Source organism: Serratia sp. JKS000199, from assembly GCF_900215455.1.
GTDB lineage: Bacteria > Pseudomonadota > Gammaproteobacteria > Enterobacterales > Enterobacteriaceae > Serratia > Serratia ureilytica.
In genome coordinates this window covers 114,249-135,570 of sequence record NZ_LT907843.1, presented here as the reverse complement: position 1 = coordinate 135,570, position 21,322 = coordinate 114,249, and the positions used below count along the sequence as shown (strand labels likewise).

Below are 21,322 nucleotides of genomic sequence, written 5' to 3'. Positions count from 1 at the left end.
ATGGCAACCATTGACCTGAGTTTATTACCCGCCCCGACGGTGGTGGATCCTCTCGATTACGAATCGCTGCTGGCCGATCGCAAGGCCACGCTGATTTCCCTTTACCCGGAAGAGCAGCGCGAAGCCATCGCCCGCACATTGGCGCTGGAATCGGAGCCGATCGTCAAACTGTTGCAAGAAAATGCTTACCGCGAACTGCTGTTACGCCAGCGCGTGAATGAAGCCGCAAAGGCCGTGATGCTGGGTTATGCCAGCGGCAGCGACCTCGACCAACTGGGCGCAAACTTCCAGGTGCGACGCCTGGTGGTGCAACAGCCGGATGACAGCGTCATCCCGCCCTTGCCGGCGGTCATGGAATCGGATAGCGATTTCCGCGTGCGCATCCAGCAGGCATTCGAAGGCTTAAGCGTGGCTGGATCCAGTGGCTCTTACGAGTATCACGGTCGTTCCGCCGATGGCCGGGTCGCCGACGTTTCCGCAATAAGTCCGAGTCCGGCCAACGTGCTGATTTCCGTACTGTCACGCGAAGGAGACGGTACCGCCAGCGCCGAACTGGTGGCGATCGTCGATAAAGCGTTGAACGATGAAGATGTGCGCCCGGTGGCCGATCGCGTCACCGTCCGCTCTGCCAACATCATCAGCTACAACATCGATGCCGTACTGTACCTCTACCCTGGCCCTGAAGCAGAACCGGTACGTCGCGCTGCCGAAGCCAAACTGAAAAATTACATCAGCGCCCAGCACCGTTTAGGCCGTGACATTCGCTTGTCGGCAATCTACGCCGCACTGCATGCCGAAGGGGTGCAACGCGTTGAATTGAAGACCCCGCAGGCCGACATCGTATTGGACAAAACCCAGGCGTCACATTGCGCTTCTTATCGTCTGACGGTGGGAGGCTCCGATGAGTAACCGTCTGCTGCCGGTCGGCTCTTCCCCGCTGGAGGTCGCGGCTGCGGCCGCCTGTGCCGAACTGGCCGCCATGCCGGTGCCGCTGCGCGATCTGTGGGATCCAGCCACCTGTCCGGTCAATCTGCTGCCGTACCTGGCCTGGGCCTTCTCGGTCGATCATTGGGATGAAACCTGGACGGAAGATGCCAAACGCAGCGTCGTAGCCGCCGCTTTCTTCATCCACCGTCACAAGGGCACCATCGGCGCTATTCGCCGCGTGGTGGAACCGTTGGGTTACCTGATCAAACTGCGCGAGTGGTGGGAAACCAACGGTGAGCCCGGCACCTTTACGCTGGATATCGGCGTGTTGGAGAACGGTATCACCGAAGAGATGTATCTGGAAATGGAGCGGATGATCGCCGATGCCAAGCCGGTCAGCCGCCATCTGACAGGCCTGGCGCTGAACCTCGAAGCCGCTGGCGCAATCGACGTCGCCGGCGGTCAATATGATGGAGAGCTTACTACCGTGTACCCCGACTATGCCAGTCTCGCCCTGCAAATGCTGGAGGGACATTACCAATTCTTGCAACGCAATACCGGCACCACGCTGGACTCGACTCAGCAACACTTCGTGTTCAACGACGAACATGTTTTGGCCGATTCCCGTCATGAACGCGAGCTGTCGCGCATGGCGGGGCTGCCTAACGACGCCACCACCGAAGGACAGGCTCTGCAGATCCTTGGCTATGCCCATGCGTATCTGGCGACCGGAGAACAAAAATATTTGGATCAGGCCATCGCCTGTTTTGACGCCTATATGACCTACTTTTACGACGGTGCGCCGATCCCTGACAGCCCTCAACGCTGGATCGCCAACTGGATCGTCAACGCCAAAGAGCCAGTGCCCGCCAATTGGCCGGTCGATACGAGGGATCCGACGCATAGCGGTTTCAAAGGTATTCCGCTAACGTTCAACAAGGGCCGTACGCAGATCCCTCACGGCGCGCCCTACTGGGGTGAATATCTCGATATCGCTACTTTCGCCTTCGACGGCGCGCTGGCCTGGGATGCCGTCAACGCCCAGGTGCGCGCGCTCAATGCCGCCGGTGAAATCGACTGGAATAACGACGGTACACGCTATGACGTGGACTGGATCATCAATTGGCAGGGTTACCAGATCGGCGCCGACGGCGAGATCCTGGCCAAAGGGCTGCCCGCTGAACAAATCGGTACGGTGCAATTAAAAGACGCCACGCTCGGCGGCAATCACAAGCTGAATTTCGCCAATCGCCAACCGGTCGAACACGGCGGCGTGTTAATCGAACGCAATCAGGTACAGCATAACCGTCCGCTGCATGTGCCGGTCCCGCACAACGCCATGGGCAACGCGGCCGATGCCGAGCTGTGGTTTGCCGACGCCTGCTATCTGCTACACAGCATCACCGGCGAGCAGCGCTATTTCAACGCCTGGAAAAGCGTTGAATTCACCGCGATGGAATATACCGATATTGATGCGCAGGATAAGTTCTTTCGCCAGAGCCGCAGCGCCAATACGCCGTTTACCGACGGCATCTCCTACGATTGGTCATACCCTTCCGGTGCGCCGGTAAGCTACGGCCGCAGCGCCGAAGGCATGATCACCATTCGCAAAGAGATAGCATCGCAACAATCGCTGGAACAACAGGCAATCTGGTTCCGCATTAATCGCCAGTCAAAAATCCGCACCTGCTTTGGCGGCGTCGACGATCAGAATCAGCCGATCTCCTGCAAAATACAGCTATCTATAGCACCGGAAAAAAACGCGGCGAGCACCACGGAATGGGGCATCGGTCTGCCGCAGTCGCTCCAACCTCAGGTAAAAACTTACGACATCGCGCTCAGCAGCCTGGCGGCGCTGACGAAAGAAGACGGCAGCGACTATCTGCTGGCCGATCTGCGCGCAGTGACCGACTACGGCGGTTGCGCGATCGCCAGCCAATTTGAGGAACAGGTTTACGACAGCCGCAGCGCGACAGTGATCCAAGCCCGTTTCCCCAATGACGACGCAGGTATGGTGATCGGCGCCTGGTTGACCGCAGAGGAAAGTTTCCCCGTTACGCAGTTGGTCTATCGCGCGGACGCCGACTTCAACCTGCGGCTCGAAGATGATGACAAATGGCGCTGGTATTGGATGCTGCCCGCCACCGGCGGCAAATGGCAAATCGCAAATTTCGCCCCGCAAGCGGCTACGCTGAGCGGCTATCAGCCGGACCATCAGGATGTCGAGCCCAAACCGGCTGCACCTCGCTTCAGCCGCGTCAAGCAAGTAACCATTCTGCAAGACGGAAATGTACCGGACGCCACGTTCAGCTACTACGTACTGAACGACATTCCACCGACGCTCAACGCCGATGACGGCTACACGATCCGCTATCGCATCACGTTCCAGGCGGCACACCCCTACACCGCGCTGTTGGGAGACTGCACCCTCCTGAATCACCGCCGCGACGGCCTGTTCTGTACGCCGGGCGTCATGCCGTTCTCCAACATTTATCAGGCGGACAGCCAACAGTTCGATGGTTGGCACGGCATGCCTTATCCGGGCTACCAGTACCCGTTCATTTTCGTGCACGCCGCCGCCGATCCCGACGGGGTGATGCTCAACAACATGGTCGAGTTTCTGTGGCAGTCGCAGCAGTGGTATCAGCAGCAATTCGGCGTGCTGGGCCCCAGCGCATCGGCCTATATCTGGAACCGTTGGGACAATCTGAGTTACGGTCCGGCGGATACCTGGACCATGTATCACTGGGGTGACGGCACGGCCTGGTCCGGCTATCAGCCACGCGCCTTCTTCGGTGCCGCGCGCGCCTGGCTCGAGTTACAGCAGGCGAGCAAAACGCCACCGCTCAAGCTGGTGGAATATGTCGAAAACTGGCTGCGCTGGCTGATTGATTTTACCAATGACGCCGGCGGTGTCACGCCGACCGATTTCCCGATGGCCGGCCTGCCGCAGCCCGATGCACAGGATTTTACCGGCCACATGTGCGGCCTGTGGCTGGCTGGCGCGGTGCTGGCAAGAATGGCCGGCAGTGAAATTGAGGGCCTCGAACACTTTATCGAACAATGCGTTACGGAATTACAAAGACATTACCTCTCCACCGGTGACGTGATGGACGGCGGCTGGTCGCCCGCGCCGCGTCTCGGCACCGATAACGGCATGTTCTTCGGCTTTTGGTCAGGCGAGATCCTGCGCGGATTGAGTCTGTATGTGATGTATAAAAACGGCCTTACCTACCCGGCCGGCAAACAGAAGAGAACCACACCATGACAGCAAAATACCGCGCCCTGCTCACCGAACAGGGCAAAGCGCTGCTGGCTAACGCTGCAGCAACCGGCCAAAAGCTGGAAATTACGCATATGGCGGTCGGCGACGGCGGCGGTTCGCCAACGCAGCCCGATGAAAGCCAGACCAAGCTGGTGAACGAAAAACGGCGCGCCGAGCTGAATTCACTGCAGATAGATACCGGCAACAGCAACCAAGTGATCGCTGAACAAGTGATCCCGGAGGACGTTGGCGGTTGGTGGATCCGCGAGCTGGGGCTGTATGACAAAAACGGCGTGCTGGTGGCGATCGCCAATACGCCCGACACCTACAAGCCGCAGTTGACCGAAGGTGCCGGCCGCACCCAGGTCGTGCGCATGGTGCTTCTGGTAAAAGGCGACGCCAATGCGGCGATCGTCGCAGACAAGACCGCCTTACTGGTCTCGCGCGATACGCTGAGTGCAGCCATTGCCGAACATGCCCGCTCGCGCAATCATCCTGACGCCACCTTGCTGGCAAAGGGTTTCACTCAATTGAGCAACGACAGCAATAGCGGTAGCGAAACGCTGGCCGCTACCCCGAAAGCCGTCAAAGCGGTTAACGATGCCTCGCTGAAAATCGCGGCGAACCTGAAAGACCTGCCAAACAAGTCCGTCGCGCGCGGCAACCTGGAGCTGGGTACTGCCGCCACACGCAACGTCGGCGCGCAAAAAACCAACCTGATGGAGGTGGGCGCGTTCGGTTTGGGGGGGGGCCCGATACATCGCGAAGACGCTCTGAGCAACCGTGGCGAAATCTATCGGGTTACGGGTGCATCGAAAAATGCGCCGGGCGGCGGTGTTTATGGCGTCTTGAACCTGCCGTGTGACGGCGGCCCTTCCAGCGGCTATCTGGCGATCCAGCCTAATGGATCATCTTACATCGGCACGTCCACGACCCCTGACAAACCGCTGAACTGGTACCGAATTTACACTACCGGCTTTAAACCGACGGCCACAGACGTCGACGCCTACAGCAAGGCGGAAGCCGACGGGAAGTTCGTCAAACAGAGCGGCGATACCATTACCGGCGCTTTAACGGTCAATGGAGCGATTGAGAGTAAATCCGGCCTCACTACACCCTCTTTAGCCGTAAATGGCAGCGTAACCATCGCCGGAGCGTTGACCACAAAAGCCGGTGTCGAGCTGTTCGGTACCACCCCCTATCTGGATTTTCATTACGGCAATAGCAACGGTGACTTCGATGTCAGACTCATCAATGACAACAAAGGCACCTTAGCCTTTCACGGCAATGAATATTACGTCAATGGCAAGCTGAGCGCGACGGGTGATGCCTGGATAGGCGGAAAGGCCAATATCAACGGTATGGCCGCTTTTTATAGTTCTGATTTTATTACTAAACAAGGAAATCTTACTCATCCCGACGGCAATCGCCAAACAAACGGTATGCGTCTACAGGGGCAAGGTAATCTGCTCGTCGATCTTTACCACTATGAGAAGGTCGGGAGCCACCATGAGTTCGGTATCCATGTTGCCAACGGCGGGGCCGATGGCTGGTTCAGCTTCCGTAATAACGGTGAACTCCGCGCGAACGGCACCTTATTTGCTGCAGGTGCCGCTTATCAAACAGACGGCAATATTAACGGCGGCATTTGGGGAGGCTATTTAAGCAACTATCTCAATCACAACTTTGTGCGGGATGTTCGCCTGGGTAATGTGGAAAGTATCGCTACCTGGCGAGGCCCCGGCTATTCGGATAGCGCGGGTTATGTCCTGACCGGCGCAGCAAACAACAACGTGGATGAATACATCGACGTAATTTTCCGTCGTCCGCTGCAAAAACACATTGGTGGCAATTGGGTTACCGTCTGGAGCGTATAATGATGAATAACATGAAAAACTTTACCCTCGCCGCGCCGGAAACGGTAGAACAGAAACAGCTGGCCGCCTCGCACGGTGTTTTGTTTTTAAAATCCGATGCCGGGGAAGACTGGTATGAATGTCAAAAAAGCTTCCGTCCTGAGACGGTAAAACTGATGTATGACAAGGACGGGATCATTCGTTCAATCACCGCGAAACCGAATGCCGAAGGCCATTATGACGTTTCCGGATTTTTCCCAGAAAATATGAGTGTGGCGGAGGTCGAAAACTTGCCGGAAGGCGCTGATATCAACGGCCGCTGGATTTTTGATGGAGAAAACATCATACCAAGATCGTATTCAACTCAGGAGCTACGGCAACAGGCCGCCAATAAAAAACAAGAGTTGATTAAGCAAAGTTCGCTGCAGATAGAAACGCTTAACGACGCTACTGACCTGGGAATGGCGAGCGAAGAGGAACTGCGGCTGCTGACCCGCTGGAAAACCTACCGCGTATTGCTTAATCGGGTCGATCCCGAAGCGGCCCCGGATATCGACTGGCCGCAACCGCCGCAATAACGTCGTTCAACGCCCCGCCCGGGGCGTTTTTTTTCTTTATTTTTCCTGCTGTTGTACCAGTTATCCCACACCCCGAATGAGATGCGGCACCACCTCCCAACAGGCATGCTGTCATCACCAACCACAAACGGAGTAATGCTATGGGTGACTATCACCACGGCGTGCGTGTCCTCGAAATCAACGAAGGCACCCGCGTAATTTCCACCGTCTCGACGGCCATTGTCGGCATGGTTTGTACCGCAGAAGATGCCGATGCAACCCTGTTTCCTCTCAACACCCCGGTGCTGATTACCGACGTCCTGGCCGCCAGCGGCAAAGCAGGTAAAAAAGGGACGCTGGCGCGTTCGCTGCTGGCGATCGCCGAGCAGACTAAGCCGGTAACCGTCGTGGTACGCGTGGCGGAAGGGAAAGACGAGGCCGAAACCACGTCCAATATCATCGGTGGCGCCGATGAAAACGGTAAGTACACCGGCATGAAAGCGCTGCTGGCCGCTCAGGCCGAGCTGGGCGTGAAACCACGCATTCTGGGCGTACCGGGCCATGATAATCAGGAAGTGGCGACCGCGTTGGCCGGCATCTGCCAGCAGCTGCGCGCTTTCGGCTATATCAGCGCTTACGGCTGTAAAACCGTGTCCGACGCCATCAAATATCGCGCCAACTTCAGCCAGCGCGAACTGATGCTGATTTGGCCGGACTTCATCAACTGGAATACCACCACCAACAGCAGCGACATCGCCTTCGCCACCGCTCGTGCACTGGGGCTGCGTGCCAAGATCGACCAGGAGACCGGCTGGCATAAAACCTTATCCAACGTCGGCGTCAACGGTGTGAGCGGTATCTCGGCCAGCGTATTTTGGGATCTGCAAACCGCAGGCACCGACGCCGATCTGCTGAATGAAGGTTGCGTCACCACCCTGATCCGCAAAGATGGCTTCAAGTTCTGGGGATCTCGCACCTGCTCCGACGAGCCGCTGTTCCAGTTTGAAAACTATACCCGCACCGCGCAGGTATTGGCCGACACCTTGGCCGAAGCTCATCTGTGGGCGGTTGACCGTCCGCTTACCCCGACGCTGATCCGCGACATGATCGACGGCATCAAGGCCAAGTTCCGCGAACTGAAATCCGCCGGTCTGATCATCGACGGTGACTGCTGGTATGACGAAAGCGCCAACGACAAAGAGACCCTGAAGGCCGGCAAGCTGTTTATCGATTACGACTACACCCCGGTACCGCCTCTGGAGGATCTGACTCTGCGTCAGCGCATTACCGATCGCTACCTGGCGAACTTCGCCGCATCCGTGAACAGCTAAGGAGACTGAAGCATGGCACTGCCAAAAAAACTGAAATACCTGAACCTGTTTAACGACGGCTTCAACTACATGGGCGTGGTTTCCTCAATGACGCTGCCGAAACTGACACGCAAGCTGGAAAAATTCCGCGGCGGCGGCATGAGCGGCGCAGCCTCGGTGGACTTCGGCCTGGACGACGATGCGCTGGTGGTGGAATGGACCATGGGCGGCATTGACGAACTGGTGCTCAAGCAATGGGGCCGCGTCGATGCGGTACCGCTGCGCTTTACCGGCTCTTTCCAACGCGACGATACCGGCGACGTCTCTGCGCTCGAAGTGGTGATGCGCGGCCGTCATAAAGAGATCGACAGCGGCGACTTCAAGCAGGGTGAAGATACCGAAACCAAAGTTTCCACCGACTGCACTTACTTCAAGTTGAGCATCGACGGCAAAGAGCTGATCGAGATCGATACCGTCAACATGATCGAAAAAGTCGACGGCGTAGATCTGCTGGCAGCGCACCGCCGCGCCATCGGCCTGTAATTTTTCACCTCAAACGGCCAGCCCCGCGCTGGCCCCCTTTTTCCGACTGAAAACTGGATACCCCATGGAACTGAATGCATCCCAGGAAAACACCGTCGTCCTGAATACTCCGATTAAACGTGGCGATAGCGAAATCACTCGCGTGCAAGTGACCAAGCCGAATGCCGGCAGCCTGCGCGGCATCGGTCTGGCCGCGCTGGCCAACGCCGATGTCGATGCGTTGATCACTATTCTGCCTCGGGTCACCTACCCGAACCTGACCAAGGAAGAGTGTGCCCGTTTGGAACTGCCTGACCTGATTGCGCTGGCCGGCCAGGTGATCGGTTTTTTGTCGCCGACATCGGCCGAGTAACGGTCGATCCTACTCTGACAGTAGATGACCTGATGGCGGATATCGCGGTGATTTTCCACTGGCCGCCGTCAGAAATGAACGGCATGACGCTGGCGGAGCTGATCGGCTGGCGCCACAGAGCGCTGCAACGTAGTGGAGTAAAAACAGATGAGTAACAGCAGACAGGAGCTGGAGTCACAAAACGAGATTGTCATCGGGCTTCAAGCGATAGCCAAGCAGAGCAAAGAACTGATGAGGCAGTTGCGCAGGCCCACCGGGGATAAAAACCTGTATAACAGTCTGGGACAGGATATCCAACGAGCAGAGAAAAAAGTCAAACATCTGCGCCGGCAGGAAAATGACATCGACGCTTTCCAAAAGACGAACCAGTCGCTGGCTGAGACCAATAAGTTGCTGGCAGCGTCGCGCAAAAAATCCGCCGCGCTGGCAATGCTGACGAAAGATCGCGAGCCAAGCCAGCGTTCCCGATTTATGAACAAAGAGATTGCGCAGGTCGCGGAGACGATAAATGCCCTGGAAAAGAAACGTGATCTCCTCGCCGCAATCGATAAAAGCCAGCGCCATCATCTTACCCAGCAAGGGATTAATCTACAATCGCTCGGCAATGAGCGCAAAAATCTGCGTGACGGCAGAATTAATGCCGGCGCCGCTATCGTTACCCTAAAAGAACAACGGCAATCGATAGCGCAGGAGCGCTATCGATCCGCACAGGCAGGCAATCAAGCGCGCCTAGACAAGCTGGAAAAATTACGCAACACCAGCAGCGCAGGCTTTTCTGTCGCCAAAAGTGCCGCCATAGGGGGAGCTAACCTGCTGGCGCCGGGAATCGAATTTGAAAAACAGCTTTCTCAACTGCGGGCACAGCTGAATCTGGGCAAGTCCGATCCGCAGCTCACGGCTCTCGAGCAGCAGGCTCGCGGTATGAGCCAATCCGGTTATACCCCGGATCAAGCCCTACAAGCGCAAACAGCGCTGGCAAAACAAGGGTTGAATGCCAAGGAAATTTTAACGGCTTCGCCCGCCGCACTGACACTCTCCGCCGCGACGGGCAGCAGCGTCAACGAAATCGTCGCAACGATGACGGAAATGCAGCGCAGCTTCAATCTGGGCCCCGATCAATTCGATCGTATTGCCGATGTATTGGCGCTGGCCAGCAATCAATATGGCATGGATGTTCGGGCCGTTGGTGCAGCCATGAAAAGTAAAGCCACAACAGGTGCCGATATCTTCAGTGCGGCGCAACAGATTGCGCCTTTGGGCAGAGAAAAACTCCAGGCCAACCAGGTTGCCGGCTCAGCGCAGCACTTGGTCACCGTCAAAGGCGACAATATAGAGGGTGATATCCAAAAGCTTTTTGCCTCATGGGATAGCCTGAGAATCAACTTGTTTACCGGCCAAAACGCAGCCCTGCGGGAACTGACCCAAACGGCGACAGAGTGGCTGGTAAAACTGAATACCTGGATAACCAATAATCCGGCGTTAGCCGGCACCTTGCTGCAGGTCGCCGGTGGGCTCACGTTATTGCTCGGCGGCCTCAGCGGCGTCAGCCTGGTCGCCACCCAGGTACTCTCAGGGTTCTCTATTATCAGCGGCGCGATCCTAAAGGCCGGGCAAGCCATGATGTGGCTGGGGCGTATAGCGATGGCCAACCCGCTGCTGGCCATTGTCGGCCTGGTTGCGCTTGCCGCTTTCACCCTGATTGAAAACTGGGACAAGGTCGGCCCCTTCTTTAGCCACCTTTGGGAACAGATATCGGCAGGGTGTGAGGCGCTGAAGAATTACATTTCAGACACCATTGATGGCTGGATAAAACAACTGACTTCATTGACCGAATATCTTCCCGACTGGATGCAATTTGGCGATAAGAGCGGCACCTCTGGCAATGCCGAAAACGGCAGCGCCTGGTTTGCCGGCAAGTTCGATCGCGGGGGAGACATTCCTGCCGGACAATTCGGCATTGTAGGTGAAAACGGTCCTGAGTTGGTCAGCGGCCCCGTTCAAGTGACCGGCCGCCGCCATACGGCCGCCATGTCGGCGGCTTTACTGTCGCTCAGCGCGCCTGTAATGCCGGCCTCACCGGTAGCAGGTTCGCCGGTAACCCAAATCCAGGTTCCGTCGGTCACTATCAACATCACTGCCGGCGCCGGTCAGAATGAACAAGACATCGGCCGCGAAGTCGCGCGGCAATTTGAATTGCTTGCTCATCGCCAAGCGGCAAACGCCCGCAGTCGGATGAGTTAATCTCGCGAATAGGAGAAATATGATGATGCTGACCCTCGGCATGTTCGTTTTTATGTTGAAAACCGTGCCTTATCAAAGCATGCAACGCAGCGCCAATTACCGCTGGCCGACCCTGCCGCGCATCGGCCAGCGCCCTGCCGCGCAGTTTCTGGGAGTAGACAATGAGAAAATAACGCTGACGGGAGTCTTGGTACCGGAAGTAACCGGAGGGACATTATCATTGATGGCGCTTCAACTCATGGCTGCCCAAGGCAGAGCCTGGCCGCTGATCGAGGGCAATGGAACTATTCATGGGATGTATGTCATTGAAAGCATAGTCGACACGAAAACCCAGCTTTTCTCGAACGGCAGCGCGCGACAGATAGAGTTTACGATCAATCTGATGCGCGTTGATGAATCGCTGATCGCCATGTTCGGCGATCTGCGCCAACAAGCCTCTGACCTTGCCGATAAAGCAGGTCAGGCTGCGGCGCGGCTCGGGGAGATGCTGCCGTGATCACGCAAACCCCCGTCCCTATTGGCGCGCTCATTGCGCCAGACTATGCCCTGTTTTTACAGCAAGCGGACATCACGGAGGCTTTCCGCCACCGTCTGCTCTCATTGACGTTAACCGATAATCGCGGTTTTACCGCGGATCGATTGGATCTTGAGCTCGACGATGCGGATGGGCAAATCGCCATGCCCAAACGCGGCCAAACGCTCACTGTGAAGCTCGGCTGGAAAGGACAAGCCTTGATCGACAAAGGCAAGTTTATCGTTGATGAAATCGAACATCGTGGCGCACCGGATAAACTCGTCATTCGGGCCCGCAGCGTCGACTTTCGAAACTCGATGAACGTGGCGCGAGATCATTCCTATCACGATCGTACCCTTGGTGACATCGTCAACGAAGTGGCCAACCGTAACCGGATGGGGCATACGCTGGCGGCAGGACTGGCAGAGATCAAAATCACGCATATCGATCAGTCTCAGGAAACGGATGTCGCCTTTCTTACCCGGCTGGCGACCATGAATGGTGCCGTCGCCGCCATTAAAAATGAACGCCTGCTGTTTCTGGTCCCAGGTTCCGGTCTAAGCATCTCGGGCAAACCTCTGCCGTCACTGACTTTGGAACGCAGCGATGGCGACCAGCACTACTTCAATGTGGCCGATCGGAACGCTTACACCGGCGTTATTGCCAAATGGCAAGATATTCAGCATGCCAGGCAACAACAGATGACAGTACAACGTGAGGAAGGGAATACCACAGATGAAAATGCGGCTTCAAGCTATCTGGCAGGTGAAAGCAATAACGTTTTTACCCTGCCGACGCTCTACGCGAACAAAGAAAGCGCAATGCGTGCGGCAAAAGCGAGGTGGGCAAACATTCAACAAGGGAATGTGCAATTTTCCATAAACCTCGCCGTCGGCCGGCCTGATCTCAGTCCAGAAACGCCGATCCACCTAAGTGGATTCAAAGAGGTTATCGACAGACAACCTTGGATCATTAGTCAAGTCGTTCACACGCTTAATGATCGAGGTTTCTCCACCAGCCTCGCATTAGATGTACTGACTCAACGCATGGAGTTTGCAATCACGGAGGGGTGATAATTCATTTGCATCTTAATCTTGCTTTTGCGAGTTAATGAGCTATTATAAGTCATATAACCTGATGTAGCAGAACGAGGGATTCAACTATGATGCACTGTCCATTATGCGGTCACGTGGCCCACACTCGCTCCAGCCGCTATCTGAGCGAGTCGACCAAAGAGCGTTACCATCAATGCCGCAACATCAATTGCAGCTGCACGTTCGCCACGCACGAGTCCGTCGCGCGGGTGATCGTCAAACCTGGCGATGACATTATCCCGGCGCAGCCTCACCCGCCGGAGAGTCAGCAGAAACAAAGCGCCGCGGCGCTGTAATGCAAAAAGCCTGCTTATGCAGGCTTTATTATGTTGGCGGTGCGCAGACGAAATCTCGCAAATGCAACCTGCCGAGGTTTTAAGATAAAAAAAGGGGTTGGCATAGGCCAACCCCTGATAACTATTAACTTTTGGATGCAGCGTTAGTTAACGCGGTTCAGACGCTCTTTGATACGAGCAGCCTTACCAGTACGTTCACGCAGGTAGTACAGTTTAGCTTTACGAACGGCACCACGACGTTTAACAGTAATGCTGTCGATTACTGGGGAGTGAGTCTGGAATACACGCTCAACACCTTCGCCGTTGGAAATCTTACGAACAGTGAATGCAGAGTGCAGACCGCGGTTACGGATAGCGATAACCACGCCCTCGAATGCCTGCAGACGTTTTTTGCTACCTTCAACGACCCATACCTTCACTTCCACGGAATCACCCGGACGGAATGCAGGTACGTCTTGTTTCATCTGCTCTTGTTCAAGTTGCTTAATAATGTTGCTCATAATATGTCTCTTACCCTAGGTAAACTGATATATCGGTCCCGTCTGATGTCAGACGTTTCCTTCATAGTCCTGTTGCCTGGTCTGATGTTCCCGTTGGAACTCAGCCAGCAACACCGCTTGCTCGTCAGTCAGAGCTAGGCTTTCTAGAAGTTCAGGTCTTCTAAGCCAGGTTCGGCCCAGCGACTGCTTTAAGCGCCAGCGACGTATCTCGGCATGGTTGCCCGACAGCAGAACCGGCGGTACTTCCATTCCTTCCAACACCTCGGGGCGGGTATAGTGCGGGCAGTCCAGCAATCCGTCGGCGAAGGAGTCTTCCTCCGCTGAGGCCTGATGGCCCAGCACACCCGGTATGAAACGGGCGACTGAATCAATCAGGGTCATCGCCGGCAGTTCCCCGCCGCTGAGAACGTAATCGCCGATTGACCATTCTTCGTCAATTTCGGTTTGGATTACGCGCTCGTCTATCCCTTCGTAACGGCCGCACACCAGAATCATCTTCTGATTGGCCGCCAGTTCGCACACGCCGGTTTGATCCAGCTTGCGCCCCTGAGGTGACAGATAAATCACCTTTGCTCCCTCGCCTGCCGCTGCTTTCGCCGCATGAATGGCTTCCCGTAAAGGTTGCACCATCATCAGCATTCCCGGGCCGCCGCCGTAAGGGCGATCGTCCACGGTACGATGCCGGTCGTAGGTGAAGTCGCGAGGACTCCAACACTGCACGCTCAGCAGGCCATTTTTTACTGCCCGGCCAGTCACCCCGTAATCGGTGATAGCGCGGAACATCTCAGGAAACAGGCTTACAATACCGATGAACACAAGCCAATCCCCTTACCGTTATTCCACTTGCTTCGACCGTTTGATCCGGGGGTCAAAAACCAGGATCCCAATCTGCCTCAATCACGCGGGCAGTGAGATCGACTTTCTTGATAACCTGCCCATGAAGAAACGGAATCAACCGCTCCTTCATGCCGAACGCATCTTTCAGGTTCGCTTTCACAACCATCACATCGTTCGAGCCGGTTTCCATCATATCGATGACTTTACCCAGCTCGTAGCCGGCGGTGGTGACTACCTGGCAGCCCATCAGGTCTTTCCAGTAGTAATCGTCACCCTCCAGCGGAGGAAGTTGCTCAGAATCCACCATAATCTCGCGATTAGTCAGCAGATTCGCCGCGTCCCGATCGTCAATGCCTTTGACTTTGATGATCAGATCCTGACTGTGGCGCTTCCAGTCTTCCAACTCGATATGCTGCCACTGACCCGCCTGCTGGATAAACCACGGCTGATAGTCAAAAATGCTTTCGGCGTTCTCGGTGGATGAAAACACTCTGAGCCAACCACGAATGCCGTAAGCGGACCCCATTTTACCGAGTACAATCGGCTGCTTAGGCGCTACCGGTTTGAGTTGCTTGCTCATTGCCACCACCGCGACAGATTAAGCTGCTTTCTTAGCGTCTTTGATCAGCGCGTGAACGCGATCAGAAACGGTTGCACCCAGACCAACCCAGTGCTCGATGCGGTCCAGGTCCAGACGCAGTGCTTCAGCCTGACCGGAAGCGATCGGGTTGAAGAAGCCTACGCGCTCGATGAAACGACCATCACGAGCGTTGCGGCTGTCGGTCACTACTACTTGATAGAACGGACGCTTTTTAGCGCCGCCACGTGCCAAACGAATTGTTACCATAACATCCTCTTTAGTTAATAAAACAGCCGGGCCCCATTGAGGGACGGGGCCCGGTTGCAATATAAAAAGCCCGAAAATTTTACTCATTTTGGCGCAAAAAGCAATCTAAAGCGTCGATCGCAGGGGACAACTTTTGCAGCCTGTCAAATTTCGGGCGGTTTTCACCGCGAACGGCGAATGCTGAAAGCGCCCGCACTCGGCGTGCGGAGGCCCGTCAGCGGCCAGGGAAGCCCGGCGGCATCATACCTTTCATGCCGCGCATCATCTTCGCCATACCGCCTTTCTTCATCTTCTTCATCATACGCTGCATTTCGTCGAACTGCTTCAGCAAGCGGTTGACGTCCTGCACCTGCATGCCGGCCCCCATCGCGATGCGGCGCTTGCGCGAGCCCTTGATGATTTCCGGTTTGGCACGCTCTTTCAGCGTCATCGAGTTGATGATCGCCTCCATGCGCACCAACACTTTGTCGTCCATCTGCGACTTGACGTTATCCGGCAGCTGGCCCGCGCCCGGCAGCTTGCTCAGCATATTGGCCATGCCGCCCATGTTGCGCATCTGCTTGAGCTGCTCCAGGAAGTCGGTCAGATCGAAACCGTCGCCCTTCTTCAGCTTGTTGGCCAGTTTCTCCGCCTGCTCGCGGTCGACCTTGCTTTCGATATCTTCGATCAGCGATAGCACGTCGCCCATGCCCAGGATGCGTGACGCCACGCGATCCGGATAGAACGGCTCCAGCGCTTCGGTCTTCTCGCCGACGCCGAGGAACTTGATCGGCTTGCCGGTGATGTGGCGGATGGACAACGCCGCACCGCCGCGCGCATCGCCGTCGACCTTGGTCAGCACCACGCCGGTCAGCGGCAGCGCTTCGTTAAACGCCTTGGCGGTATTGGCGGCGTCCTGGCCGGTCATGGCGTCGACCACGAACAGGGTTTCCACCGGCTTGATGGCCGCGTGCACCTGTTTGATCTCGTCCATCATCGCTTCGTCAACGTGCAGACGGCCGGCGGTATCGACGATCAGTACGTCATAGAACTTCAGCTTGGCCTGCTGCAACGCGCGGTTGACGATGTCGATCGGTTTTTCTTTGACGTCGGACGGGAAGAAATCGATGCCGACACCTTCCGCCAGCGTTTCCAGCTGTTTGATCGCCGCCGGGCGATAAACGTCCGCGGAAACCACCAACACTTTCTTCTTCTGTTTTTCTTTCAGGAACTTGCCGAGCTTACCGACGCTGGTGGTTTTACCGGCGCCCTGCAGGCCCGCCATCAGCACCACCGCCGGCGGCTGAGCCGCCAGATTCAGCTCGGTGTTGACTTCGCCCATCGCGGCGATCAGCTCGCCCTTGACGATCTTGACGAATTCCTGCCCCGGCGTCAGGCTCTTGTTGACTTCATGGCCAACCGCGCTCTCTTTGACGCGGTTGATGAAGTCGCGCACCACCGGCAGCGCAACGTCCGCTTCCAGCAATGCCATACGCACTTCACGCAGGGTTTCCTTGATATTTTCTTCGGTCAGCCGCCCGCGGCCGCTGATATTGCGCAACGTGCGCGACAATCGATCGGTTAAATTTTCAAACATCGTCTCATGCTCAACGTGTAATGACAGGCCGCTCCGGCGACACAATTGCGCCGATGATAACACGAAGCGAGCAGGATCTCTGCCTCAGCGTTGGAGATAGGTTGGAGTGAAACGCGCGCAACGTTATACTGACACTCCAATTAACCACGCCGAAGCAAAATTAAACGCTATGCCAGTTTTCTCCATTGTGGCTTTGATGGCCTACCTGCTCAGCCTTGGACTGATCATTCCCAGTTTGTTGCGGAAGAACAGCGCATACCGTCGGCTTGCCCTCGTCTCGGCGGTGGTGGCGCTGATTTGCCACGCCATCGCGCTGCAGCAGCGCATCTTTGACGTCAGCGCCGGGCAGAATCTCAGCCTGCTGAACATTGGTTCCATCGTCAGCCTGATCATCTGCTCGGTGATGACCTTCGTCGCTTCGCGCGATCGCGGCTGGTTCCTGCTGCCAATCGTCTACAGCTTCGCGATGATCAACCTGGCCTTCGCCAGCTTTATGCCCGGCGAGTTCATCACTCACCTGGAGGCCAGCCCGGAACTGATGGTGCATATCGGCCTGGCGCTGTTCTCTTACGCCACCCTGATCATCGCCGCGCTCTATGCCTTGCAGCTCGCCTGGCTCGACTACCTGTTGAAAAACAAGAAGCTGACCTTCAGCGCCGACATGCCGCCGCTGATGAGCATTGAGCGCAAGATGTTCCATATCACCCAGATAGGCGTGGTGCTGCTGACGCTCACCCTGTGCACCGGCCTGCTGTACATGGATAATCTGTTCAGCAAAGAGAACGTGCATAAAGCCGTGCTGTCGATCATGGCCTGGTTCGTGTATATCGTGCTGTTGTGGGGCCACTACCATGAGGGCTGGCGCGGCCGCCGCGTCGTCTGGTTCAGCTTCGCCGGCGCCTTCCTGCTGACGCTTGCCTACTTCGGCAGCCGTCTGATTCAGCAGGTGATGGTGCGCTAGGCCAGCCTGGCTCAATTCTCCCTCTCTATAAGGAATACTGCATTGGAGCATGTGTCGACGGGGACCCTCATCATTATCCTGGTGATCATGATCGTGGTCTCCGCTTACTTCTCCGCCTCCGAAACCGGCATGATGACGCTCAACCGTTATCGCCTGCGTCACCTGTCCAAACAGGGCAACCGCTCGGCGCGTCGGGTCGAGAAGCTGCTGCAAAAACCGGATCGGCTGATCGGCCTGGTGCTGATCGGCAACAACCTGGTCAACATCCTCGCTTCGGCGCTGGCGACCATCGTCGGCATGCGGCTGTATGGCGATCTCGGCGTGGCGATTGCGACCGGCATACTGACTTTCGCCGTGCTGCTGTTCGCCGAAGTGCTGCCGAAGACCTTCGCCGCACTCTATCCGGAACGCATCGCCTTCCCCAGCAGCGTCCTGCTGGCCCCGTTGCAAAAGGTGATGTTCCCGCTGGTCTGGCTGCTCAACGGCATCACCAGCCTGACCTTGCGCCTGTTCGGCATTCGCACCAACGTGCGCATCAGCGACGCCGTCAGCAAGGATGAGCTGCGCACCATCGTGCGCGAATCCCAGTCGCAGATCTCCCGCCGCAATCAGGACATGCTGATCTCGGTGCTGGATCTGGAAAAGGTGACGGTCAACGACATCATGGTGCCGCGCACCGAGATCGTCGGCATCGACGTCAACGACGACTGGAAGTCGATCATGCGCCAGCTTACCCACTCGCCGCACGGCCGCATCGTGCTGTATCGCAGCTCGCTGGACGATGCGATCGGCATGCTGCGCGTGCGCGAAGCCTACCGCCTGATGACCGAGAAAAAAGAGTTCAACAAAGAGAACCTGCTGCGCGCCGCCGATGAGATCTATTTCGTTCCGGAAGGCACGCCGCTCAACGTGCAGCTGGTGAAATTCCAGCGCAACAAAGAGAAGGTCGGCATCGTGGTCGACGAGTACGGCGACATTCAGGGCCTGGTCACGGTGGAAGACATCCTCGAGGAGATCGTGGGCGATTTCACCACCTCGATGTCACCCACGCTGGCGGAAGAAGTCACGCCGCAGAGCGACGGTTCGGTCTTGATCGACGGCACCGCCAACGTGCGCGAGCTGAACAAGGCCTTCAACTGGACCTTGCCGGCCAACGAGGCTCGCACCGTCAACGGCATGCTGCTGGAAGAGCTGGAAGAGATCCCCGAAATCGGCACCCGGGTGCGCATCGGTCATTACGATATCGACATCCTCGACGTGCAGGGCAACATGATTAAACAGGTGCGGGTCACGCCGATCACCTCGCTGCAGTCCAGCGTCGGCCATCATTAGTCCTCGGCCAGAACGTAAAAAAGACGCGAAATCGCGTCTTTTTTTATTTTGCGGGCCACGCACGACTAGATATGCAGTTCCTGCAGCTTCTCTTTCGGCAGCGCCAGCTCGTCGTTGTGGTTCACCACCACGCCGTGATCCAGAATGTGCTTGGCGATTTCCTGCGCTTCTTCCAGCGAGTGCATATGGTAGGTGCCGCACTGGTACTCGTTAAGCTCAGGGATCTTGCGCTGGTCGGTCACTTTCAGCACGTCGGCCATCGCCGCTTTCCAGGCATCGGCAACGCGCTGCTCTTCCGGCACGCCGATCAGGCTCATGTAGAAACCGGTGCGACAGCCCATCGGGGAGATGTCGATAATTTCCACGCCCTGGCCGTTCAGGTGGTCACGCATAAAGCCGGCGAACAGGTGCTCCAGCGTGTGAATGCCGCGCTCGGGCATCACTTCCAGGTTCGGGCGGCAAAAGCGCAGATCAAACACCGTGATGGTATCGCCATGAGGCGTTTTCATGGTTTTTGCAACGCGGACAGCCGGAGCTGCCATACGGGTATGATCGACGGTAAAGCTATCCAGCAATGGCATTTCGCTACCTCCTCGTAAAAGAGCATTTATTTCGAAACTTTTTTTCCTAACCGGGAAACCTTTTCCAACCCTGCGAGTCTGAGTATGTGAAAGACGCGCATTTGTTATCATCATCCCTGTCATCAGAGATGCATATTTGGCCACATTGATGTGGCCTTTTTCTTTTTCAGCTTCCGCCGTTTTGCTTCAGGAACGCTTCAAAGCTTAGCGTATCATTGGCTTCTATGTCGCGTTGACGCTGCCACGAGGCTTCTCGCTCTTTATCCAGCTCGGCTTCGTTCAGGATTTCCAACGGTTCTTCCAGCAATGTCTGGCGATACTGCTCCGCCAGCTGCAAACCGACGCGCCCGGTGCCTTCCGCCTTCATGGCCTTGAGAATGCGCGCGGAGAAGGTCAGCTCAGGATCGTCAAACGCGGCGACCAGCTCATCGCACACCTGCTGGTATTGACGATCGCCGGCTTCGCCGTCCAGCACTTCCGCCACCCGACGCAGATCGGCGAACAGCGCCTTGCCGACTTTCTCCAGCGGCTCATGGCTGGCGCCACAGCCGATACCGATGGTCTGGCCCGGCTTGCGCCCTTCGAGGATCACCCGGTTCCAGTTCTTGCGCGTGCACAGCAGCTCATCGCTGCTCATCTCCGGCGCATCCGCCAGCGCGCACCACACCAGGAACAGATCCAGGAAACGCGCCTGCACCGCATCCACGCCGATCGGCGAGAATGGGTTGATGTCCAGCGAACGCACTTCAATGTATTCGATACCGCCGCGCAGCAGCGCGTCCGACGGCGTCTCGCCGCTTTGGGTCACTCGCTTTGGCCGGATCGGCGCATACAGCTCGTTCTCGATTTGCAGAACGTTGCTGTTCAGCTGCAGGTAGCGATCGCCCTCTTTCACGCCCAGCTTGGCGAACTCTTCGGAAGGCGTGGCGATCGCCCGCTTCAAACCGGCCACATAGGTGTGCAGATCGTTGAAGGTGATGCCCAGATTACTCTGCGATTTATTGGTATAACCCAAGTCGCTCAGGCGCAGCGAAGTGGCGTACGGCAGGTAGCACATCCCCTGCTCGGTGCGCTCGAACGGCAGATTGGTCTCGCGCCCTTTGAGGAACGAAGAACAAATGGCCGGCGATGCGCCGAACAGATACGGGATCACCCAGCCGAAACGGTAATAGTTGCGGATCAGGCGGAAATAACCGGCCGAGATCTGCTCTTTACCGCTTTCTGCGTCCTGCACGCCGGCCCAGGCCTGCCAAAATTCCAGCGGCAGCGAGAAGTTGTAGTGCACGCCGGAAATGGTCTGCATCAGCGCGCCATAGCGATTCTTCAGCCCTTCACGGTACAGCGTCTTCATGCGGCCGATGTTCGACGAACCGAACTGCGCCAGCTCGATGTCCTGCTCGGCTTCGATAAAGCACGGCATGCTGAGCGGCCACATGCGCTCATCGCCAATGTTGCGCGCCACGTAGCGATGAATATCGCGCAGGAACGTCAGCAAGTGATCGATATTGTCATCAACCGGCGTAATGAACTCTAACAGCGCCTCGGCGAAATCCGTGGTGATCCAGTGGTGCGTCAATGCCGCCCCCAGCTTTTCCGGATGCCCGGTGGTCGCCAAGGTGCCGTTCGGCGTGACTCGCAGCGTTTCACGCTCGATGCCGCGACGAATGCCTTTTAATGCCTGGGGATGGGCTTCCAACCAAGAAAGCGCCTGTGATACGTCCGGGATCAAATTG

At 56.7% G+C, this 21,322-nt stretch carries 20 protein-coding genes and 1 pseudogene; 14 read left to right on the top strand and 7 right to left on the bottom strand.

Going from position 1 to position 21,322, the window contains the following annotated elements:
• The 12 genes and pseudogenes from CPH57_RS00640 to CPH57_RS00585 all read left to right on the top strand — a co-directional run bounded on the left by CPH57_RS00640 (window position 1) and on the right by CPH57_RS00585 (window position 12,955).
• Complete coding sequence (locus CPH57_RS00640) at window positions 1–909, top strand: baseplate assembly protein (protein ID WP_033641923.1); 909 nt, start codon at window positions 1–3, stop codon at window positions 907–909.
• Window positions 902–1,423, top strand: a pseudogene (locus tag CPH57_RS24805) (phage tail protein I); the annotation flags it as partial. The gene CPH57_RS00640 and the pseudogene CPH57_RS24805, both read left to right, overlap by 8 nt.
• 2,768 nt (window positions 1,424–4,191) lie before the next feature.
• Window positions 4,192–6,069, top strand: coding sequence for a phage tail protein (locus tag CPH57_RS00630; protein WP_033641921.1), 1,878 nt, complete (start codon window positions 4,192–4,194; stop codon window positions 6,067–6,069).
• Window positions 6,069–6,626 carry a tail fiber assembly protein gene (locus tag CPH57_RS00625; RefSeq protein WP_050594401.1) on the top strand — a complete coding sequence of 186 codons (558 nt, stop codon included), beginning with the start codon at window positions 6,069–6,071 and terminating at the stop codon, window positions 6,624–6,626. The genes CPH57_RS00630 and CPH57_RS00625 overlap by 1 nt, the downstream gene beginning before the upstream one ends.
• 140 nt (window positions 6,627–6,766) lie before the next feature.
• Complete coding sequence (locus CPH57_RS00620) at window positions 6,767–7,936, top strand: phage tail sheath protein (RefSeq protein WP_033641920.1); 1,170 nt, start codon at window positions 6,767–6,769, stop codon at window positions 7,934–7,936.
• Between the two features lie 12 nt (window positions 7,937–7,948).
• Window positions 7,949–8,458 (top strand): phage major tail tube protein, encoded by a 510-nt coding sequence (locus CPH57_RS00615; RefSeq protein WP_033641919.1) that lies wholly within the window; start codon window positions 7,949–7,951, stop codon window positions 8,456–8,458.
• Window positions 8,459–8,522: 64 nt separating this feature from the next.
• Complete coding sequence (locus CPH57_RS00610; RefSeq protein ID WP_033641917.1) at window positions 8,523–8,810, top strand: phage tail assembly protein; 288 nt, start codon at window positions 8,523–8,525, stop codon at window positions 8,808–8,810.
• Between the two features lie 32 nt (window positions 8,811–8,842).
• The gene (locus CPH57_RS00605; protein ID WP_033641916.1) at window positions 8,843–8,965 is read left to right on the top strand and encodes a GpE family phage tail protein; all 123 of its coding nucleotides are present in this window, start codon (window positions 8,843–8,845) and stop codon (window positions 8,963–8,965) included.
• Window positions 8,958–11,051 carry a phage tail tape measure protein gene (locus CPH57_RS00600; RefSeq protein ID WP_033641915.1) on the top strand — a complete coding sequence of 698 codons (2,094 nt, stop codon included), beginning with the start codon at window positions 8,958–8,960 and terminating at the stop codon, window positions 11,049–11,051. Before CPH57_RS00605 ends, CPH57_RS00600 begins: the two co-directional genes overlap by 8 nt.
• Window positions 11,052–11,073: 22 nt before the next feature.
• Entirely contained in the window at window positions 11,074–11,547 is a 474-nt protein-coding gene (locus tag CPH57_RS00595) for a phage tail protein (protein WP_033641914.1), read from the top strand.
• Window positions 11,544–12,638 (top strand): phage late control D family protein, encoded by a 1,095-nt coding sequence (locus CPH57_RS00590; protein ID WP_069101122.1) that lies wholly within the window; start codon window positions 11,544–11,546, stop codon window positions 12,636–12,638. Before CPH57_RS00595 ends, CPH57_RS00590 begins: the two co-directional genes overlap by 4 nt.
• A gap of 89 nt (window positions 12,639–12,727) precedes the next feature.
• Window positions 12,728–12,955 (top strand): ogr/Delta-like zinc finger family protein, encoded by a 228-nt coding sequence (locus CPH57_RS00585; RefSeq protein WP_033641912.1) that lies wholly within the window; start codon window positions 12,728–12,730, stop codon window positions 12,953–12,955.
• A 143-nt stretch (window positions 12,956–13,098) separates the two neighbouring features.
• On the opposite strand, the gene rplS is transcribed toward CPH57_RS00585, so the two are convergent.
• The 5 genes from rplS to ffh form a co-directional block, all read right to left on the bottom strand.
• Window positions 13,099–13,455, bottom strand: coding sequence for a 50S ribosomal protein L19 (gene rplS, locus CPH57_RS00580; protein ID WP_015376707.1), 357 nt, complete (start codon window positions 13,453–13,455; stop codon window positions 13,099–13,101).
• Between the two features lie 48 nt (window positions 13,456–13,503).
• Complete coding sequence (gene trmD, locus CPH57_RS00575; RefSeq protein ID WP_033641911.1) at window positions 13,504–14,271, bottom strand: tRNA (guanosine(37)-N1)-methyltransferase TrmD; 768 nt, start codon at window positions 14,269–14,271, stop codon at window positions 13,504–13,506.
• 52 nt (window positions 14,272–14,323) lie between these two features.
• Window positions 14,324–14,872, bottom strand: coding sequence for a ribosome maturation factor RimM (rimM, locus tag CPH57_RS00570; protein ID WP_019455135.1), 549 nt, complete (start codon window positions 14,870–14,872; stop codon window positions 14,324–14,326).
• Window positions 14,873–14,890: 18 nt separating this feature from the next.
• Window positions 14,891–15,139, bottom strand: a complete 249-nt coding sequence (gene rpsP, locus CPH57_RS00565) for a 30S ribosomal protein S16 (RefSeq protein ID WP_004932501.1) — start codon at window positions 15,137–15,139, stop codon at window positions 14,891–14,893.
• A gap of 214 nt (window positions 15,140–15,353) precedes the next feature.
• Window positions 15,354–16,715: a signal recognition particle protein gene (gene ffh / locus CPH57_RS00560; RefSeq protein ID WP_004932504.1), complete on the bottom strand. Its 1,362-nt coding sequence runs from the start codon at window positions 16,713–16,715 to the stop codon at window positions 15,354–15,356.
• Window positions 16,716–16,884: 169 nt separating this feature from the next.
• Here ffh and CPH57_RS00555 point away from each other — a divergent pair, with 169 nt between their 5' ends.
• Window positions 16,885–17,676, top strand: coding sequence for an inner membrane protein YpjD (locus tag CPH57_RS00555; RefSeq protein WP_004932506.1), 792 nt, complete (start codon window positions 16,885–16,887; stop codon window positions 17,674–17,676).
• Between the two features lie 42 nt (window positions 17,677–17,718).
• A complete protein-coding gene (locus CPH57_RS00550; protein WP_016929024.1) occupies window positions 17,719–19,008 on the top strand; it encodes an HlyC/CorC family transporter in 1,290 nt (429 codons plus the stop codon).
• A 65-nt stretch (window positions 19,009–19,073) separates the two neighbouring features.
• Here CPH57_RS00550 and luxS read toward each other — a convergent pair whose 3' ends face one another.
• Both luxS and gshA read right to left on the bottom strand, forming a co-directional pair.
• A complete protein-coding gene (gene luxS, locus CPH57_RS00545; RefSeq protein WP_033641910.1) occupies window positions 19,074–19,589 on the bottom strand; it encodes an S-ribosylhomocysteine lyase in 516 nt (171 codons plus the stop codon).
• 166 nt (window positions 19,590–19,755) lie between these two features.
• A complete protein-coding gene (gshA, locus tag CPH57_RS00540; RefSeq protein ID WP_046688257.1) occupies window positions 19,756–21,318 on the bottom strand; it encodes a glutamate--cysteine ligase in 1,563 nt (520 codons plus the stop codon).
• Window positions 21,319–21,322: the final 4 nt, after the last annotated feature.

What these genes read in the sequence shown, in the direction of transcription:
- CPH57_RS00640 (WP_033641923.1), top strand. Translation starts at nt 1, where the DNA reads ATGGCAACCATTGACCTGAGTTTATTACCCGCCCCGACGGTGGTGGAT.
- CPH57_RS00630 (WP_033641921.1), top strand. Translation starts at nt 4,192, where the DNA reads ATGACAGCAAAATACCGCGCCCTGCTCACCGAACAGGGCAAAGCGCTG.
- CPH57_RS00625 (WP_050594401.1), top strand. Translation starts at nt 6,069, where the DNA reads ATGATGAATAACATGAAAAACTTTACCCTCGCCGCGCCGGAAACGGTA.
- CPH57_RS00620 (WP_033641920.1), top strand. Translation starts at nt 6,767, where the DNA reads ATGGGTGACTATCACCACGGCGTGCGTGTCCTCGAAATCAACGAAGGC.
- CPH57_RS00615 (WP_033641919.1), top strand. Translation starts at nt 7,949, where the DNA reads ATGGCACTGCCAAAAAAACTGAAATACCTGAACCTGTTTAACGACGGC.
- CPH57_RS00610 (WP_033641917.1), top strand. Translation starts at nt 8,523, where the DNA reads ATGGAACTGAATGCATCCCAGGAAAACACCGTCGTCCTGAATACTCCG.
- CPH57_RS00605 (WP_033641916.1), top strand. Translation starts at nt 8,843, where the DNA reads ATGGCGGATATCGCGGTGATTTTCCACTGGCCGCCGTCAGAAATGAAC.
- CPH57_RS00600 (WP_033641915.1), top strand. Translation starts at nt 8,958, where the DNA reads ATGAGTAACAGCAGACAGGAGCTGGAGTCACAAAACGAGATTGTCATC.
- CPH57_RS00595 (WP_033641914.1), top strand. Translation starts at nt 11,074, where the DNA reads ATGATGCTGACCCTCGGCATGTTCGTTTTTATGTTGAAAACCGTGCCT.
- CPH57_RS00585 (WP_033641912.1), top strand. Translation starts at nt 12,728, where the DNA reads ATGATGCACTGTCCATTATGCGGTCACGTGGCCCACACTCGCTCCAGC.
- rplS (WP_015376707.1), bottom strand. Translation starts at nt 13,455, where the DNA reads ATGAGCAACATTATTAAGCAACTTGAACAAGAGCAGATGAAACAAGAC.
- rimM (WP_019455135.1), bottom strand. Translation starts at nt 14,872, where the DNA reads ATGAGCAAGCAACTCAAACCGGTAGCGCCTAAGCAGCCGATTGTACTC.
- rpsP (WP_004932501.1), bottom strand. Translation starts at nt 15,139, where the DNA reads ATGGTAACAATTCGTTTGGCACGTGGCGGCGCTAAAAAGCGTCCGTTC.
- ffh (WP_004932504.1), bottom strand. Translation starts at nt 16,715, where the DNA reads ATGTTTGAAAATTTAACCGATCGATTGTCGCGCACGTTGCGCAATATC.
- CPH57_RS00555 (WP_004932506.1), top strand. Translation starts at nt 16,885, where the DNA reads ATGCCAGTTTTCTCCATTGTGGCTTTGATGGCCTACCTGCTCAGCCTT.
- luxS (WP_033641910.1), bottom strand. Translation starts at nt 19,589, where the DNA reads ATGCCATTGCTGGATAGCTTTACCGTCGATCATACCCGTATGGCAGCT.